The sequence below is a fragment of the Burkholderia sp. 9779_493 genome, from assembly GCF_015712215.1.
In the GTDB taxonomy this organism is placed as follows: Bacteria; Pseudomonadota; Gammaproteobacteria; order Burkholderiales; family Burkholderiaceae; genus Burkholderia; species Burkholderia cenocepacia.
This window is the reverse complement of sequence record NZ_JACCQA010000024.1, coordinates 19,134-34,467: the sequence shown is the minus strand read 5'-3', so window position 1 is coordinate 34,467 and position 15,334 is coordinate 19,134. Positions and strand designations below refer to the sequence as shown.

The window sequence follows — 15,334 nt, the reverse complement described above, 5'->3', positions numbered from 1 at the left end:
TCCCTAATCCAATTGATGCGGCGTATGTCTCCGTTGATCGTGCTCGGTGCCGCGATGAGCAGTGCCTACGCGTTGCCGCCGCAGGCGGTGGCGCCGGTGAAGCTGCCGCACGGCGGGCGCGGTGTCGACGGTCCGTTCTTTCCGGCCACGCGCGCGGCGCCGGTGTTGCCGTCGACCGGCGCGGCGTTGCAGCAGCAGGCGCAGCAGCGCGTCGATGCGCGGCTCGGCGCCAATACCGTGCTGAGCAACGGCGCGGCCGTGACGAAGGCGCAGGCGCAGAGCAGCGGGCTTGGCTTCGTGTCGAAGCACTTCGACGAGATCGATGCGAAGCACACCGGCCGCGTGACGATGAGCGATGTACGGCAGTTCATCCGGCAGCGGCAGGTGCAGGCGCAGCAGGAACAGCAGGACGAGTGACGTAGTCGGGCAGGGCGGCGGCCGGCGCGATGGCGATCGCACCGGCCGCCGCCTATTCGGCTGCGCGGGGGCGGGGTCGCCCGGCTTCCGTTGCATGTTTTCATCCCGCATGCCCGAGGAGTCGGGGACGTCCTATCCTGTGCGCGACTTCTCGCGTCGCGGTCCGAAGCGCGCGCGATAGTCGCGCGGCGAGATGCCGACGCGTGTCGAGAACGCACGCTGCAGCGCGTCCACGCTGCCGAATCCCGAGCGTTCCGCGATCCGTTCGAGCGGCCAGTCGGCCCGCTCCAGCAGCGCCTTCGCGCGCTCGACGCGCGCTGCCAGCACGTACTGCGCGGGCGATAGTCCGGTCTCCTTGACGAAATGGCGCGCGAACGTCCGTTCGCTCATGTGCATGCGGGCGGCCAGCGCGGCGACGCCGAGGTCGGCGGCCGGATCGTCGGCGATGTCGGCGAGCAGCGACCGCATGCGCGGCGTCGCCCCGGCCTGGATGTCGAGCCCGACGCTGAACTGCGCCTGTCCGCCGGGACGATGCATGAACAGCACGAGTTCGCGTGCGATCGCGAGCGCGGTCGGCGCACCGCAGTCCGCCTCGACGAGCGCCAGGCACAGATCGATACCGGCCGTCACGCCGGCCGACGTATGGAACGGCGGATCGCTCACGTAGATCGCGTCCGGCTCGATCCGCACGTCGGGACAGAGCGCCTGTAGCGCCGAGCACTGGTTCCAGTGCGTGGTCGCGCGCTTGCCGTCCAGCCAGCCGCCGGCGGCGAGCACGAACGCGCCGGTGCAGATGCTCGCGATGCGCCGCGTGCTCGCGATCCGGGTACGGAGCCACGGCAGCACGCCGGCTTCCGACGCGGCGTGCCGCAGCGCCGCTTCATCGCCGCCCGCGACGATGATCGTGTCGATTCGTTCCGGCAGTGCCGCGAGGGCGGCCGCGCCGGCGAGCCGCAGGCCCGCGTGCGTGACGATATCGTCCCCGTGTTGCGACGCGAGCGTGAGCCGGTACGGAACGGCGTGATCCGGAAGATGACGGTTCGCGACCGCGAACACTTCCATCGGCCCCGTGATGTCGAGCGACTGGACACCTGCGAAGCCGACGACGACGACGTTGCGTGCGGAACGGGTTGACTGAGGCATGGCGGAAAGTGCGGTGGAGTTGTCCTTGTGACCGCGAGCATGATCCTTGTAATTTTCCGGACATGCAATCGATCGACACGGGTGGGCGATGCGGGAACGGAAGACAGGCGGCGCGGTGCTGCTCGTATGCGGGCTGCTGGGTGCGTGGGCATGGGGGTGGCCGGCGCGGGCGATGGCGGAGGACCCGCCGGCGGCGGCCCGGACGCTGACGATCGGCATGCCGAAGGCGGGCCGCCCGCGGCCGCTCGTTGCGATCGTCGCGGACAACGCCGGAACGGAGACGACCGATTTCATCGTGCCGTACGCGATTCTGAAGCGCTCCGGTGCGGTCGATGTCGTCGCCGTGTCGGCCGACGAAGGCGCGGTCGAACTGATGCCCGCTCTGCGCGTGCTCGCCGATACCACGTTCGACCGGTTCGACGCGACGGTGCCCGCGGGGGCGGATGTCGTGATCGTTCCCGCGATGCATCGCGCGGACCGGCCGGCCGTGCTGGCCTGGCTCCGCAAGCAGGCCGCTGCCGGCGCGACGATGGTGGCGATCTGCGATGGCGCCGAGGTGCTCGCGAACACCGGCCTGCTGCGGCATCGCACCGCGACGTCGCACTGGTATTCGCGCGAGCGCCTGCGTCGCCGCTTCACCGAGACGAAATGGGTCGACGATCGTCGCTACGTGATGGACGGCAACGTGATGACGACGACCGGCGTGTCCGCATCGATTCCCGCTTCGCTGGCGTTGTTGAGCGCGCTGGCCGGGCCGACCGCCGCGCGCGACACGGCGCGCGGCCTCGGCGTGCAGGCATGGGGCGATGCGCACGACGGCAGCCGCTTCGGGGTGACCGCGCGCGCGGTGGCGATCGCATTGATGAACCGCGTCGCGTTCTGGCGGCACGAGACGTTCGATCTTCCGGTCGAAAGCGGGTTTGACGAGCTGCCGGTCGCGTTGAGCGCCGACGCGTGGGCACGGACCTGGCGCAGTGACGTCGTCGCGACGGCCGATGCGGGCGTGGTCGAGTCGAGGTACGGGCTGCGGTTGCTGGCGCAGCCGGCCCATGGCCGGCACGCGCGCGTGACGACGTCGGCCGGCTGGCGGGGCGAATCGACGCTTGCCGGTGTGCTCGCGGATATCGCGGCGCGCTACGGCGACGCCACATCCGGTTGGGTCGCGTTGCAACTGGAGTATCCGGAGTAGCGCCCGCCGCGCTCACTTCACCCATTCCGCGAGCCGCGGATCGGGATAGGGCAGGAGATCCTGCGACGCGGTGGGCTCGGCCACCCATTTCTCGCCGTTCCAGTGGAAATCGGCCTGCGTTTCCGATCCGTGGCCGTTCGAGCGGATGGCCATGGTGCAGGCAGCCTGTCCGGGGTACGTCGGGTTCTTGGCACCGATGCAGGACCCGAGAAACACCATGACGTCGCCGAGGCCGAACCGCTCCTGCATCGCGTAGGTCGCGTCGAGGTCGGAGAGCCGGTCCGGCACCGGCGTCGCGTCGCATGCGGCGACGCTCGCGGCCAGCAGCAGCGCGGCGGCGCGGCCGGCGCGCCGCCAGTGGCACGGGCCGTGGGCGGAAGGTGCGTCAGCGTCGGCGCGCTGCCGCGCGCGGGCATGTGACGGGCGGGGCATTCGGCGTCCAGCGGATGAACATGGCGGCCATTGTGGCGGATTTCGCCGGCCGCCGCGACGTTCGCCAGGAGATCGACATGAAGCTGCCGTGCCTCGACGTGCCGCTACCCGGCGCCAGCCCCGGCGCGGCGTGATGGCGGCTCGCGTGCCGCGCGCGCGAACGCCAAGGCGCGATCACCGTCATCCTGAACGGCCCGCCGTGTTCCGCCGCATGCGCGACTGCGCCGTTCGCGACGTCGAGCGCGAAGACCCTCACGTCGAAATGCCCGAGGTCGAGCGACCCGCCGCGAACGCGCCCGGTCATCAGCGTCACGGCTGCCGTCGGGGACGTTCAGGCCGTCCGTCGTGCAGACAGCCGGTTCCACAGCATGCCGGAGCGGCTCCCGCTGCGGCAATACGCGAGCACCGGCTTGGGCAGCGTGTCGACCAGTGCGCCGAACGCGTCGACTTCCGCGTCGCCGATGCGATCGCGTTCGACCGGCAGGTAGCGCGCGTCCATTCCCAGTTCGCGCGCGGCCGCGGCGATTTCCTCGAACGCCGGCTGGTCGTCGCCTTCGCCATCCGGCCGGTTGCAGATCACCGCACGGAAGCCGGCATTGCGGATCGCCTTCAGGTCGGCCGGCGTGATCTGCCGCGACGCGGTGAAACCGGTTGCCGCGGCCGCGCGACATTGCTCGATCGCTCGCGCGAAACAGCCGATCGCGAAGTCGACGTCCTGCTCCGTCGTGAACCGCCCGAAACTGATGCGCACGGTGCGACCGGCCGTTTCCGCATCGAGGCCGATCGCGGTCAGCACGTGGGACGGCGCGCCGCTGGTCGAATTGCACGCGGAGGTCGACGACACGGCGAGCGCATCGCCGAGCATGAACGGGAAGAAGCCCGGCGCATGCACCGTCAGGCTCAACGTGTGCGGGATGCGGCGGGCGGAGGCCGCGTTCTGCGTGACGTCGCCGAGCGCGAACAGCGCGTCGGTCAGCCGTGCGCCGAGCGCCGCGATTCGCGCGGTCTCGCCGTCGAGTTTTTCCGCGGCGAGTGCGCACGCGACGCCCATACCGACGATCTGATGCGTCGCGAGCGTGCCCGAACGCAACCCGCGCTCGTGGCCGCCGCCGTGAATCTGCGGTGCGATCCGGCTGGCGATCTCGCGGCGGACGAACAGGGCGCCGATGCCTTTCGGGCCGTACACCTTGTGGGCGGACATCGACATCATGTCGATGCCGAGCGCGCGCACGTCGATCGGCGTCTTGCCGAGCGCCTGCGCGGCGTCGACGTGGAGCAGCGCGCCGGCGGCGTGCACGATGCCGGCGATCGCGCCGATGTCGGTCAGCGTGCCGATCTCGTTGTTCACGAGCATCAGCGACACGAGGCCCGTGTCGGGGCCGATCGCGGCCGCGACCGCGTCGGCGGTGATTTCGCCGTGTGCGTCGGGCGTCAGGAAGGTGACCTGCGTGCCGTGCTTCGACAGGTTCGCCATCGTGTCGAGAATGGCCTTGTGCTCGAGGCGGCTCGTGATCAGATGGCGCTTGCCGGTCGCGTTTTCCGCATAGCCCTTCAGCGCGAGGTTGTTCGATTCGGTGGCGCCGGACGTCCAGACGATTTCGTCGGCATCCGCGCCGATCAGGGCGGCGACCTGCGCGCGGGCGTGCTCGACCTTGTCTTTCGCGAGCCGGCCGGCGGCGTGCGAACTGGAAGCGGGGTTGCCGAAGATGCCGTCGAAGCCGAGGCAGGCCGTCATCGCTTCGATCACGCGCGGATCGGCCGGGGTGGTGGCTGCGTAGTCGAGGTAGTGCAGCGGGGTGGGTTCGCTCATGTCCGTCTCTTGCTCATTGCGTAGTAAGAGAAATGATACGGGGGACAGAAGGGAAAAAGGATCCAAAGTTGGCTGGCGATTCAGCTCGATGTGGAATAACGTTTTTCTCTATTTATGAAATTGGGGAATTTGTTTCTCGGTGGGCCGGCCGTGCGCGGAGGCGCCGGCTTGACCGGCGGGTTGGCCTGCCGCGGTCGGCCGGGTCGCGCGGAGAAGCGCCGCGGGCCGGCATGGCAGCTGGCCATCGCCTGCCCGGGTTCGAGCCTGCCGGTGCCCGGCGGCACGTCGGGTCACGCGCGCATCAAGTCTCGATGAGATTGAGAAACTGCCGCACGCGCGGGTGCGTGCTCGCGGTAAAGAACGCATCGGGCGTCGTGTCCTGCACCACCACGCCGTTCTCCATGAACACCACGCGATCGGCGACGTCCTGCGCGAAGCGCACTTCGTGCGTGACGTGGCTCGAGCACTCGTCGTTCGTCAGCATGCCCGGTGTCGCGGTGATGAATGCCGCGCACCCGCTGGCGGCAAAAGGCGTGATCAAGGCCGACGATCTGTCGCAGGCGCCGTTCATCGCGCTGAACCCGGAGGACAGCACGCGGTTGCGGCTCGAAACGCAGTTGCGCGGGCTCGGCGTCGTGCTGAAGCCGCTGGTCGAAACGCCTTATTCGCATACCGTGTGCGAACTCGCGCTGGCAGGCGTGGGCGTCGGTTTCGCGCATCCGCTGGTGGCGCTCGACTTCGCACAGCGCGGGCTCGTGGTCCGGCCGTTCGACGTCGATGTCGCGTTTGCCGGCGTGCTGGTGTTTCGTCCGGGTACGCCGATGTCGGAGAACGCGCGCGTGTTTCTCCAGCACATGCGGATCCAGCTGGAGGCCGACCGGCATGCGCTGGCGGCGTTGTCAGGCAGGAAGGGGCGGGGCAGTGCGCGGGGGCCGGGCGGTGGCGGTTGAATCGACAACTGCTCGGGGGCCGTCCACCGATATCCCGATGTCCATGAGGGATTCCCCCGTCATACGTGGCCACGCGCCCGTTCAACGCGGTATCCGTTCGCTCCGCGCGTTCCGGTAGCGCCTCCCGGTCCGCCGCGCCCGATTGTTTGCGTTTCGCGAATGGCGCGTTCGCCGGTTGTTCCATACCCGATCGGCGTCCGCGCACCTATCGTGGTGGCGTCGGCCGAGTCCGTTCGATGCGTCGAATCGGGACGCCGGCCGGCACTTCCTCGCGATTCGCGTCGCACACAAAAACCATCGGACACGAACCATGCGCAGGCGCTGCGGCGCGCGCGGGCGAACCGGCGTCCACGGAGACGGACATGAAAGCAAACGAGTGGGATACCTCATACGAGTGGAAGGCGGTCACGCTGCTGGCGCTCGGTTTCGGGCTGGTCGGCCTCGACCGCTGGCTCATCGCGCCGCTGTTTCCTTCGATCATGAAGGACCTGAACCTGAACGCGCAGGACGTCGGCAACTGCATCGGCGTGCTCGGCCTGTCGTGGGGCATCTTCGCCGCGCTGATGGGCGGCATCTCGGACAAGATCGGTCGCCGGAAGGTGCTGATTCCGGCCATCATCGCGTTCTCGCTGCTGTCGGGCTTCTCGGGGCTCGCGGGCGGGTTGCTCGGCCTGATGGCGATTCGCGGGCTGATGGGCGTCGCGGAAGGCTCGTTCTGTCCGACGAGTTTTGCCGCGACGGCCGATGCGTCGCATCCGCGGCGGCGCGGCCTGAACCTCGGCCTGCAGCAAAGCGGCTTCGCGCTGTTCGGGCTCGCGCTGTCGCCGATCATCGCCACGCAGTTGCTCGGTTTCGTGTCGTGGCGCTGGGTCTTCGCGCTCGTGGCCGTGCCCGGCCTGGTCCTCGGCGCGATCATGGTGTTCGTGATTCGCGAGCCGAAGGTCGCGCAGGACGTCGCGTCGGAGCATGCGCCCGCGTCGCTCGGCCACGTGCTCAAGCGCCGCAACATCCTCGTGGCGATGGCCGCGCTGTGCTGCGCGATGACCGGCGTCTTCGTGCTCGGCGCGCTGCTGCCGCTGTACCTGACCGATTACCTGTCGCTCGGCACGCAGAAGATGGGCCTCGTCGTATCCGCGATCGGCTTCGGCGGCTTTCTCGGCCAGTTCGGCCTGCCCGGCCTGTCCGATCTGGTCGGCCGCCGCATCGCCAGCATCGTCGGCTTCGCGGGCACGGCCGTGATGCTCTACGTGTTCCGCGGCCTCGGCCCGCAGCCGCTCGCGCTGTTCGGCGTGCTGTTCGTCGCGTCGTTCTTCACGCTCGGGCTGGTGTCGCTGCTGTCCGGCCCGGTCGCGACCGAGGCCGCGCCGGTCGGCCTCGTGTCGACGTCCATCGGCGTGGTGGTCGGCGTCGGCGAGATCTTCGGCGGCGGCATCGCGCCGGCGATGGGCGGCTACGTGGCCGCACACTTTGGCATCCAGAACATCCTGTGGCTGCCGATGGCGTCGGTGCTGCTCGGCATCGTGGTCAGCCTGCTGCTGAAGGAAACCGCGCCGGCCGTGCTGCAGCGCCGCGCGATCGTGCAGCCGGAGCTGGCCGCCGGAGAGCAAGCGCGGTAATGCCGGTGTCGATGGGTCGGGCGATTGACATCGATTTGGCGACACAGTGACGCCTTTCGCATGACACCGCCCTGTATCCGCACAGGTAGACTGCCGGTTTCGCTGTCGAAAAAGGGCGCGGTATGGACCGGTTTCTGAGCATCGAGGCATTCGTGAGGGTCGCGGAGGCGAGCAGCTTCGCCGAGGCGGCGCGGCAGCTGGGTGTGACGAGTTCGGTCGTGACGAACCGCATCCAGCAACTGGAGAAGTTCGTCAACGCGCCGTTGTTTCACCGCAGCACGCGCCACGTGCGGCTGTCCGAAGTCGGCGAAACGTTTTACCGCGAGTGCGCCGAGGTGGTGGGCCGCGTCAACGAGCTGACCGACCAGATGCGCGAGCTGCGCGCGACACCGACCGGGCGGCTGCGCATCCAGATGCTGCCCGGCTTCGCGCTCGATCACTTCGGCAAGCCGCTCGCCGCGTTCAACCAGCGCTATCCGGGCATCCAGCTCGACATCATCGTCAACGATCGCGTCGTCGACCCCGTCGAAGAAGGGTTCGACATCGCGTTCCAGATCTTCCCGCCGATTTCCGAGTCGCTGATCGAGCGACGGCTGTTCACGGTCCGGCGCCTCTTCTGTGCCGCGCCCGCGTATGTCGACGCGCATGGTGCACCACAACATCCGCGCGATCTGCTGCAACACACGACGGCGCTGTATTCGGGCTACCCGTCGCGCAACCGCTGGACGATGACGCGCGGCGACGAGGTCGTCGAGATGGAGTTGCCGGGCATGATTCGCTCGAACTCCGTTCATCTGTTGCGCGAATACGCGCTGACCGGCGGCGGGGTCGTCTGCCTGCCCACGCTCGTGGCCAGCGACGCGCTCGTCGCGGGCCGCCTGGTGCCGATCCTGACCGACTACCAGCTCGCGCCGCTGAGCTTCGCCGCCGTCTATCCCGCCACGCAGCGACAGGCGTTGAAGGTGAAGGCCTTGGTCGAGTTCCTCGCGGAATACATCGGCGACGAATCGCCGTGGGACCGGCCGCTGCTGGCGCGCGGCTGGGTACGCTGACCCGCGCGGATTATTCGCGAAACGCAAATGCCGTAATCGCCATCCGTTGCCTTGTTGCTGGTGTGCGTTGCCCCTAGAGTGGAATCCAACAAGCGGTTCAACTCAGGAGACAGACATGACCAGCACGGCATTCCACACCGTCTTCGGTTCGCTCGACGGTTACCGGAAGGGCGAGATCGAAATCACCAGCGGCAGCGCGCAGCACTACGCCTTCTCGAACGTCTTCGAGGTGGCGTCGAAGTCGGCCCCTTACGAAAAGGTCGTCGCCGGCAAGAACCTCGAATACGTGATCGAAGTGCTGCGGACCGACGGCCAGTCGCCGTGGTTCGCGTGCGCGCACGACGAGTTCACGATCCAGATGGACGGCGAAGTCCGGATCGACTTCATCAAGCTCGACCACCCGCCGCAAGCGGGCCGCGGCACCGTGAGCGCAGGCGCGCATCCGGCCGGCCGAAACATGGGGTACGTCGTGTTGCGCAACGGGCATCAGGCGCTGTTGCCGGCCGGCTGTGCGTATCGCTTCACCGCGAGCCGGCCGGGCGTCGCGCTCGTCCAGACCGTGCTCGGCGAACTGTCCGTCGAGAAGTGGGCCGAGATCTGCCTGCACTGACCGTCCGACCGCATTCGACTATTCCAGGAGACACGTTATGGCCACCCTCGAGACCCTCGACCTTTCCACGGGCTTCGCCGCCGATCTGGTGCGATCGACCGAAGCCGATGCCGTCACCGGCTACCGCCGCTTTCAGCTCGGCGAATTCGCATTCCAGCGCGACGAATATTTCGTGAAGATCAGCTGGCCCGCGAAAGGCCAGACCCGCACGCATGCGATGCCGGCCGACGCATTCCTGCGCGCGATGATGCGCGACGTCGCGTGGGGCTTCTTCTACGGCTGGGTGAATTTCGACCACGTATTCGGCACGCGCAATCACTACGGCAAGGTCGACATGTATGCGGGCACCTTCAACGGCATTCTGAAGGACGCCGGCGTCGACTACACCGAGACCTTCGACACGCCGACGATCATGGCGACCTTCAAGGCGATGCTGCACGACTGGACCAACGAAGGCTTCGACCCGTTCGCGGCGCCCGAGGAAACGGGCACGGCGTTCGGCCGCAAGCACGGCGACAACGGCGCGGCGATCGAGCGCACGCGGATCGCGACGCGCCGCATGCCGGGGCTCGAAGGCGACTCGCCGCTGCGCGACGAACTGCCGGTCAACCGCGCGTTTCTCGACGTCGCGCAGGACGAGCCGGAAGTGCACGTCGAGCCGGGCTTCGAGGGCGAGCTGCACGCGTTCAACCTGTTCAAGTACCTGTCGCGCTCGGACGTGACGTGGAATCCGTCGGTCACGTCGGTGTGCGGGCGCAGCCTGTTCTGCCCGACCACCGAGGAATTCATCCTGCCGGTCTTCCACGGCAACGACCGCGTCGAATGGTTCCTGCAACTGTCCGACGAAATCGTGTGGGATATCGGCGACAAGAACACCGGCGCGCCGCGCGCCCGCATCACGATGCGGGCCGGTGACATCTGCGCGATGCCGGCCGATATCCGGCACCAGGGATATTCGACGAAGCGCTCGATGCTGCTGGTCTGGGAAAACGCGACGCCGGATCTGCCGCAACGCTACGAGAGCGGCGAGCTCGCGCCGTACCCGATCGCGTTCTAGGCCGCGCGTCAGTGTCTGCTTCCGCTTCCGCATTACACCGAGGACGATTCATGCAAACCCAACTCTTCATCGACGGGCGCTTCGTTGACGCCGTCGATCGCGGCACGATCGACGTGCTGAACCCGCACGATGGCTCCGTCATCACGAAGATCGCGGCTGCCACCGCGGCGGACGTCGATCTGGCCGTCGACGCCGCGACGCGCGCCTTCCCGGCCTGGTCGGCGATGCCGGCCGCCGAGCGCGGCCGCCTGCTGCTGCGCCTGGCCGATGCGATCGAAGCGAACACGGAAGCGCTGGCGCAGCTCGAATCGCTGGACACCGGCCACCCGATTCGCGATTCGCGGGCGCTCGACGTGCCGCGCACGGCGGCCTGCTTCCGCTATTTCGGCGGCATGGCCGACAAGCTGCAAGGCTCGGTGATACCGGTCGACACCGGCTTCCTGAACTACGTGCAGCGCGCGCCGATCGGCGTGGTCGGCCAGATCGTGCCGTGGAATTTTCCGCTGATGTTCACGAGCTGGAAGATGGGCCCGGCGCTGGCGGCCGGCAACACGGTGGTGCTCAAGCCGTCGGAAATCACGCCGCTGTCGACGCTGCGCATCGTCGAGCTGATGGCCGAGGTCGGGTTTCCTGCCGGCGTCGTCAACATCGTGCCCGGCTACGGCCATACGGCCGGCCAGCGGCTCGCCGAACATCCGGGCGTCGGCAAGATCGCGTTCACCGGCTCGACGGCGACCGGCCGGCGAATCGTCGAAGCATCGCAGGGCAACCTGAAGCGCGTGCAACTGGAACTGGGCGGCAAGGGCGCCAACATCGTGTTCGACGATGCCAACCTCGACGCGGCCATCAACGGCGCCGCGTGGGCGATCTTCCACAACCAGGGGCAGGCGTGTATCGCGGGGTCGCGTCTGGTGCTGCACGAACGCATCGCGGAGGCGTTTCTCGAACGCTTCGTCGCGCTCGCGTCGTCGATCCGGATCGGCAATCCGCTCGACCCGAATACCGAAATGGGGCCGCTCACGTCGAAGCAGCACCTCGATCGCGTGCTGTCGTATGTCGACGTCGCGCGCGAGCAGGGCGGCCGCGTGCTGACGGGCGGCAGCGCGCCGCAGGACCCGGCGCTCGCCAATGGCTATTACGTGCGCCCGACGATCGTCGAGGCGAAGCATGCGACCGACCGCGTCGCGCAGGAAGAAGTGTTCGGCCCGTTCGTCACCGTGCTGCGCTTCGGCAGCGACGACGAAGCGCTGGCCATCGCCAACGCGACGGAATACGGGCTCGGCAGCGGCCTGTGGACCAACGACCTGTCGCGCGCCCACCGGATGGCGGCGCGGATCGACGCGGGCATGTGCTGGATCAACTGCTACAAGCGCGTGAATCCGGGCAGCCCGTTCGGCGGCGTCGGCAAGTCGGGCTACGGCCGCGAGATGGGCTTCGAGGCGATGCACGACTACACGGAAGCGCGCTCGGTGTGGGTCAACGTCGACGGCAACGTGCCGCCGCATTTCAAGCGCTGAGGCCCGTATGGAGCGCTTCGTCTATCAGGGCACCCCGTCGCGCGTGGTCTTCGAATGGGGCGCGCTCGACAGGCTGCCGGACGAGCTGTCGGCGCTCGGCGCCCGCCGCGCGCTCATCCTTTCCACGCCCGAACAGCAGCCGCTCGCCGATCGCGTGAAGGACGTGCTGGGCGAACGTGCGGCCGGCGTGTGCGCCGAGGCCGTCATGCACGTGCCGGTCGAGGTCGCCCGGGCGGCGCGCGAGACGGCCGCCGAACTGGGCGCGGATTGCTGCATCGCGATCGGCGGCGGTTCGACGATCGGGCTCGGCAAGGCCATCGCGCTCGAATCGTCGCTGCCGATCCTCGCCGTGCCGACGACCTACGCCGGCTCGGAGATGACGCCGATCTACGGGCTCACCGAAGGCCGGTTGAAGCGCACCGGGCGCGACGCACGAGTGCTGCCGCGGACCGTGATTTACGACCCGTCGCTGACGGTGTCGCTGCCGCCGGGTATTTCGGCGGCGTCCGGTGTCAATGCGATGGCGCATGCGGTCGAGGCGCTCTACGCGGAAGACGCGAACCCGGTCATCAGCTTGATGGCCGAGGAGTCGATTCGCGCGCTCGGCGAAGCATTGCCCGTCGTGGTGCGCGATCCGCAAGATCGCGCAATGCGCAGCCGCGCGCTGTATGGCGCGTGGCTCGCCGGCACCTGCCTCGGCGCGGTCGGCATGGCGTTGCATCACAAGCTTTGTCACACGCTCGGCGGCACGTTCAACCTGCCGCACGCGCAGACGCACGCGGCGATGTTGCCGCATACCGCGCATTACAACCACGCCGCCGCGCCCGACGCACTGCGTCGCGTCGCGCGGGCGCTGGGCGGGAGCGACGCGGCTGACGCCGGGCCGCTGCTGTTCAGGCTGAGCGCGCAACTCGGCATCGCGCCGGCGCTCGCCGATATCGGGATGCCGGAGCAGGGGCTCGACGAAGCGGCCGACCTCGCATGCAGGAACCCGTATGCGAACCCGCGGCCGATCGAACGCGCGGCGATTCGCGCGTTGCTTCAGCACGCATGGGAAGGACGCGCGCCGCATTGAGCGGCCGGATGGGCGAACGGAGAACGACGTGATGAATGACCAGACCGGCCTGCACGGCTTGCACCGCGAAGCGATGTTCGGCTTCGTCCTCGATCGGAGCTGATCGCCATGGCGCGTTTTTTTGCGGTGTTTGCCACCGACCAGCCGGGCATGCGTGACGTGCGCGACCGCATGCGGCCGATTCACCGGACGTATCTGCGCTCGGCGGCCGAGCATGGCGTGTATGTGCGGCTCGGCGGCCCGACGCTGGACCCGCAGGACGATGCGATGAACGGCACGCTGCTCGTCGTCGAGGCGGACGACATCCATGCGGTGATGCAGTTCATCGGCAACGATCCGTATGTGAAGGAGGGCCTGTTCTCGCGCGTCGAGGTGCGCCCGTGGGACTGGAGCCTCGGCAACCCCGAGCACAGGGTGTGAGCGATGGAAGCGAAACAGCTGTGTCGCGTGGCCGATGTGCCCGACGGCGGCGCGCGGGTCGTCGACGAAGCCTGCATCGGGCGTCCCGTCATCGTCGTGCGGCGTGGCGAGCAGGTGTGGGCGTACGTGAATCGTTGCCCGCACTTTTCGGTGCCGCTCGATTTCGTGCCGGGCAATGTGTCGTGCTACCGGTCGCAGGTGTTGATGTGCGCGCATCACAGTGCGTTGTTCCGGTTCGATGATGGCGTGTGTATCGACGGACCCTGCACGGGGGCCGGGCTGGAAGCCGTGGCCGTCGAGGTGGACGCATCCGCATGGATCGTCTTTCGGGGCGCTTGACTTGGCGCATGTTGAATGCGTGCGTCGATGCTGGCTCGCCGGGAATTGTTCTGAATTGATCGATCGGTAAAACCCATTTCCGGTGTTGATGTGACTGCCTGAATCAACGCGATTTTCCACGAAGCAATGAGCGAACACCCGCCTCGCAGCGGGTGACGGACTCGCATTTTCATAAAAAAGACGGAGACGACATGAAACTCAGGTTTGGTGTATTGGCGGTGCTTGCCGTGGCGCAGGGCGCATGGGCGCAAAGCAGCGTGACGATGTTCGGGCTGATCGATTCCGGCATCACGTATGTCAGCAACGAGGGCGGCGGAAAGAACGTCAAGTTCGACGACGGCATATTCGCGCCCAACCTGTTCGGCCTGCGCGGCATCGAGGATCTCGGCGGCGGGTATCGCGCGACCTTCGCGCTCGTAAACCAGTTCTCGATGGCGAACGGCAGCATCATCGGGACCGGGATTTTCGGGCGCAATGCCTACGTGGGGATCGAGAGCGACCGCTTCGGCAGCATCACGCTGGGCAATCAGTACGACTTCATGGTCGATGCGCTGTTTTCAAAGGGCAACGCGATTTCGCGGGACATTTCCGGGCTGTACGGCTTTCGGAACGGCCCGTTCCAGCGTCTCGCGCTGCCGGGCAATCCGACCGGCGCATTCGACTGGGACCGCACCGCAGGCAGCAAGCCGATCGCGAATTCGGTCAAGTACAGCTCGCCGACCGTTGCGGGTTTGTCCGGTGGCGTGATGTATGCGTTCGGCGGCGTCGCGGGTTCGATCGGCGCGGACAACGCCGTCAGCGCCGGCGTGAACTACGAGCTCGGGGCCCTCGGCGTGGGCGCGGCCTATACGAACGAGAAATACGGTCCGGCGCCGGGTGTGCCATCGACCAGCGTGCGCAACTGGGGTGTCGGGATGCACTACGACTTCGGTGTCGTGACCGCGAAGGCGCTGATGACCACCGTGCGCAATTCGTTCAACGATGCGGGTGTGTGGATGGCCGAGGCCGGCGGCTTGTGGCGAATCAGGCCGGACGTCGTGCTGGGCGCGAAATACATGTACATGAAGGGCAATGAAGCGTTGAACGACGACCATGCGCATCAGGTCAGCGTCGCGCTTCAATACCTGTTGTCGAAGCGGACGATGGTGTATGTGTCGGCGGATTATCAGCGCGCGAATAGCGGCGCGAATGCGCAGGTGAACGGCGTGCTGGATCCGAACGGGGCGTCGAGTTCCGCGAGTCAGGCGGTGGCGCGGGTGGGGGTGCATACGGTGTTTTGACGGGGCGACGGTGCCGCGCTTCAGATGCGTCGTGGTGCGTCGCGTATGCGACGCCTGTCGTTGGACGGATCAAACGGAAAACGGGCCAGGCGGCCCGTTTTCTTTTCCACTTTTACGGCGTTTGCGATTGCCATACTCGCTTACGCGAGACTCATGACGACGCCGTTACTTGCGCCGAAGTAGTCCTTGACCACCCGTTTCGGCAAGGCCGTGCGGGTCAGTTCCGACAGATTGCGCAGGAGAGGGACGTCGCCGCCGCTCGCCTGCAGCGTCATTCCGCCCAGGGCGAAACAGGCGACGGCGTCCTCCAGTGTGCCTTGCGTCATGATTTCGGTAATGCGATTGACATTTCCGCGCAATTTAATGCCTTCCGCGATGCCGAGTTTGCTCATATTTGCCTCTTTTTCTAGAGAAGGTTGGCCACGAA

At 67.5% G+C, this 15,334-nt stretch carries 18 protein-coding genes; 12 read left to right on the top strand and 6 right to left on the bottom strand.

Going from position 1 to position 15,334, the window contains the following annotated elements; all coding sequences use genetic code 11:
* Positions 1-24: 24 nt before the first annotated feature.
* Positions 25-417, top strand: a complete 393-nt coding sequence (locus H0X95_RS23550; RefSeq protein WP_006484518.1) for a hypothetical protein — start codon at positions 25-27, stop codon at positions 415-417.
* A gap of 132 nt (positions 418-549) precedes the next feature.
* Here H0X95_RS23550 and H0X95_RS23545 read toward each other — a convergent pair whose 3' ends face one another.
* Entirely contained in the window at positions 550-1,560 is a 1,011-nt protein-coding gene (locus tag H0X95_RS23545; protein WP_059722308.1) for a GlxA family transcriptional regulator, read from the bottom strand.
* A gap of 88 nt (positions 1,561-1,648) precedes the next feature.
* Here H0X95_RS23545 and H0X95_RS23540 point away from each other — a divergent pair, with 88 nt between their 5' ends.
* On the top strand, positions 1,649-2,749 hold the full coding sequence (locus tag H0X95_RS23540) for a DJ-1/PfpI family protein (protein WP_012493102.1): 1,101 nt from the start codon (positions 1,649-1,651) through the stop codon (positions 2,747-2,749).
* A 12-nt stretch (positions 2,750-2,761) separates the two neighbouring features.
* Here the strand turns inward: H0X95_RS23540 and H0X95_RS23535 are convergent, their stop codons facing one another.
* The 4 genes from H0X95_RS23535 to H0X95_RS23520 all read right to left on the bottom strand — a co-directional run bounded on the left by H0X95_RS23535 (position 2,762) and on the right by H0X95_RS23520 (position 5,475).
* Positions 2,762-3,181: a hypothetical protein gene (locus tag H0X95_RS23535; protein ID WP_006495792.1), complete on the bottom strand. Its 420-nt coding sequence runs from the start codon at positions 3,179-3,181 to the stop codon at positions 2,762-2,764.
* A complete protein-coding gene (locus H0X95_RS23530; protein WP_077021851.1) occupies positions 3,135-3,485 on the bottom strand; it encodes a hypothetical protein in 351 nt (116 codons plus the stop codon). Before H0X95_RS23530 ends, H0X95_RS23535 begins: the two co-directional genes overlap by 47 nt.
* A 27-nt stretch (positions 3,486-3,512) precedes the next feature.
* Entirely contained in the window at positions 3,513-4,991 is a 1,479-nt protein-coding gene (locus H0X95_RS23525) for an aminotransferase class V-fold PLP-dependent enzyme (protein ID WP_059722310.1), read from the bottom strand.
* A gap of 301 nt (positions 4,992-5,292) precedes the next feature.
* A complete protein-coding gene (locus H0X95_RS23520; protein ID WP_006495787.1) occupies positions 5,293-5,475 on the bottom strand; it encodes a hypothetical protein in 183 nt (60 codons plus the stop codon).
* 16 nt (positions 5,476-5,491) lie between these two features.
* Between H0X95_RS23520 and H0X95_RS23515 the strand changes: the two genes are divergently transcribed.
* The 10 genes from H0X95_RS23515 to H0X95_RS23470 all read left to right on the top strand — a co-directional run bounded on the left by H0X95_RS23515 (position 5,492) and on the right by H0X95_RS23470 (position 14,907).
* Complete coding sequence (locus tag H0X95_RS23515; protein ID WP_230204613.1) at positions 5,492-5,941, top strand: LysR substrate-binding domain-containing protein; 450 nt, start codon at positions 5,492-5,494, stop codon at positions 5,939-5,941.
* Between the two features lie 362 nt (positions 5,942-6,303).
* Positions 6,304-7,557 carry an MFS transporter gene (locus H0X95_RS23510; protein WP_006484557.1) on the top strand — a complete coding sequence of 418 codons (1,254 nt, stop codon included), beginning with the start codon at positions 6,304-6,306 and terminating at the stop codon, positions 7,555-7,557.
* A gap of 122 nt (positions 7,558-7,679) precedes the next feature.
* Positions 7,680-8,609, top strand: coding sequence for a LysR family transcriptional regulator (locus tag H0X95_RS23505; RefSeq protein WP_006484594.1), 930 nt, complete (start codon positions 7,680-7,682; stop codon positions 8,607-8,609).
* A gap of 115 nt (positions 8,610-8,724) precedes the next feature.
* Entirely contained in the window at positions 8,725-9,219 is a 495-nt protein-coding gene (locus H0X95_RS23500) for a hypothetical protein (protein WP_006484626.1), read from the top strand.
* Between the two features lie 37 nt (positions 9,220-9,256).
* Positions 9,257-10,276 (top strand): hypothetical protein, encoded by a 1,020-nt coding sequence (locus H0X95_RS23495; protein WP_006495785.1) that lies wholly within the window; start codon positions 9,257-9,259, stop codon positions 10,274-10,276.
* 50 nt (positions 10,277-10,326) lie between these two features.
* Positions 10,327-11,793, top strand: coding sequence for an aldehyde dehydrogenase family protein (locus tag H0X95_RS23490; protein ID WP_059722311.1), 1,467 nt, complete (start codon positions 10,327-10,329; stop codon positions 11,791-11,793).
* 7 nt (positions 11,794-11,800) lie between these two features.
* Positions 11,801-12,868 carry a maleylacetate reductase gene (locus H0X95_RS23485; RefSeq protein WP_059722313.1) on the top strand — a complete coding sequence of 356 codons (1,068 nt, stop codon included), beginning with the start codon at positions 11,801-11,803 and terminating at the stop codon, positions 12,866-12,868.
* Positions 12,869-12,976: 108 nt separating this feature from the next.
* Positions 12,977-13,288: a YciI family protein gene (locus tag H0X95_RS23480; RefSeq protein WP_006484614.1), complete on the top strand. Its 312-nt coding sequence runs from the start codon at positions 12,977-12,979 to the stop codon at positions 13,286-13,288.
* A gap of 3 nt (positions 13,289-13,291) precedes the next feature.
* The gene (locus tag H0X95_RS23475) at positions 13,292-13,627 is read left to right on the top strand and encodes a Rieske (2Fe-2S) protein (protein WP_058902697.1); all 336 of its coding nucleotides are present in this window, start codon (positions 13,292-13,294) and stop codon (positions 13,625-13,627) included.
* Positions 13,628-13,818: 191 nt separating this feature from the next.
* The gene (locus H0X95_RS23470) at positions 13,819-14,907 is read left to right on the top strand and encodes a porin (protein ID WP_059722314.1); all 1,089 of its coding nucleotides are present in this window, start codon (positions 13,819-13,821) and stop codon (positions 14,905-14,907) included.
* A 140-nt stretch (positions 14,908-15,047) separates the two neighbouring features.
* Here H0X95_RS23470 and H0X95_RS23465 read toward each other — a convergent pair whose 3' ends face one another.
* Complete coding sequence (locus tag H0X95_RS23465) at positions 15,048-15,299, bottom strand: hypothetical protein (protein ID WP_048984259.1); 252 nt, start codon at positions 15,297-15,299, stop codon at positions 15,048-15,050.
* Positions 15,300-15,334: the final 35 nt, after the last annotated feature.

What these genes read in the sequence shown, in the direction of transcription:
- H0X95_RS23550 (WP_006484518.1), top strand. Translation starts at nt 25, where the DNA reads ATGTCTCCGTTGATCGTGCTCGGTGCCGCGATGAGCAGTGCCTACGCG.
- H0X95_RS23545 (WP_059722308.1), bottom strand. Translation starts at nt 1,560, where the DNA reads ATGCCTCAGTCAACCCGTTCCGCACGCAACGTCGTCGTCGTCGGCTTC.
- H0X95_RS23540 (WP_012493102.1), top strand. Translation starts at nt 1,649, where the DNA reads ATGCGGGAACGGAAGACAGGCGGCGCGGTGCTGCTCGTATGCGGGCTG.
- H0X95_RS23535 (WP_006495792.1), bottom strand. Translation starts at nt 3,181, where the DNA reads ATGCCCCGCCCGTCACATGCCCGCGCGCGGCAGCGCGCCGACGCTGAC.
- H0X95_RS23530 (WP_077021851.1), bottom strand. Translation starts at nt 3,485, where the DNA reads ATGACCGGGCGCGTTCGCGGCGGGTCGCTCGACCTCGGGCATTTCGAC.
- H0X95_RS23525 (WP_059722310.1), bottom strand. Translation starts at nt 4,991, where the DNA reads ATGAGCGAACCCACCCCGCTGCACTACCTCGACTACGCAGCCACCACC.
- H0X95_RS23520 (WP_006495787.1), bottom strand. Translation starts at nt 5,475, where the DNA reads ATGCTGACGAACGACGAGTGCTCGAGCCACGTCACGCACGAAGTGCGC.
- H0X95_RS23515 (WP_230204613.1), top strand. Translation starts at nt 5,492, where the DNA reads ATGAATGCCGCGCACCCGCTGGCGGCAAAAGGCGTGATCAAGGCCGAC.
- H0X95_RS23510 (WP_006484557.1), top strand. Translation starts at nt 6,304, where the DNA reads ATGAAAGCAAACGAGTGGGATACCTCATACGAGTGGAAGGCGGTCACG.
- H0X95_RS23505 (WP_006484594.1), top strand. Translation starts at nt 7,680, where the DNA reads ATGGACCGGTTTCTGAGCATCGAGGCATTCGTGAGGGTCGCGGAGGCG.
- H0X95_RS23500 (WP_006484626.1), top strand. Translation starts at nt 8,725, where the DNA reads ATGACCAGCACGGCATTCCACACCGTCTTCGGTTCGCTCGACGGTTAC.
- H0X95_RS23495 (WP_006495785.1), top strand. Translation starts at nt 9,257, where the DNA reads ATGGCCACCCTCGAGACCCTCGACCTTTCCACGGGCTTCGCCGCCGAT.
- H0X95_RS23490 (WP_059722311.1), top strand. Translation starts at nt 10,327, where the DNA reads ATGCAAACCCAACTCTTCATCGACGGGCGCTTCGTTGACGCCGTCGAT.
- H0X95_RS23485 (WP_059722313.1), top strand. Translation starts at nt 11,801, where the DNA reads ATGGAGCGCTTCGTCTATCAGGGCACCCCGTCGCGCGTGGTCTTCGAA.
- H0X95_RS23480 (WP_006484614.1), top strand. Translation starts at nt 12,977, where the DNA reads ATGGCGCGTTTTTTTGCGGTGTTTGCCACCGACCAGCCGGGCATGCGT.
- H0X95_RS23475 (WP_058902697.1), top strand. Translation starts at nt 13,292, where the DNA reads ATGGAAGCGAAACAGCTGTGTCGCGTGGCCGATGTGCCCGACGGCGGC.
- H0X95_RS23470 (WP_059722314.1), top strand. Translation starts at nt 13,819, where the DNA reads ATGAAACTCAGGTTTGGTGTATTGGCGGTGCTTGCCGTGGCGCAGGGC.
- H0X95_RS23465 (WP_048984259.1), bottom strand. Translation starts at nt 15,299, where the DNA reads ATGAGCAAACTCGGCATCGCGGAAGGCATTAAATTGCGCGGAAATGTC.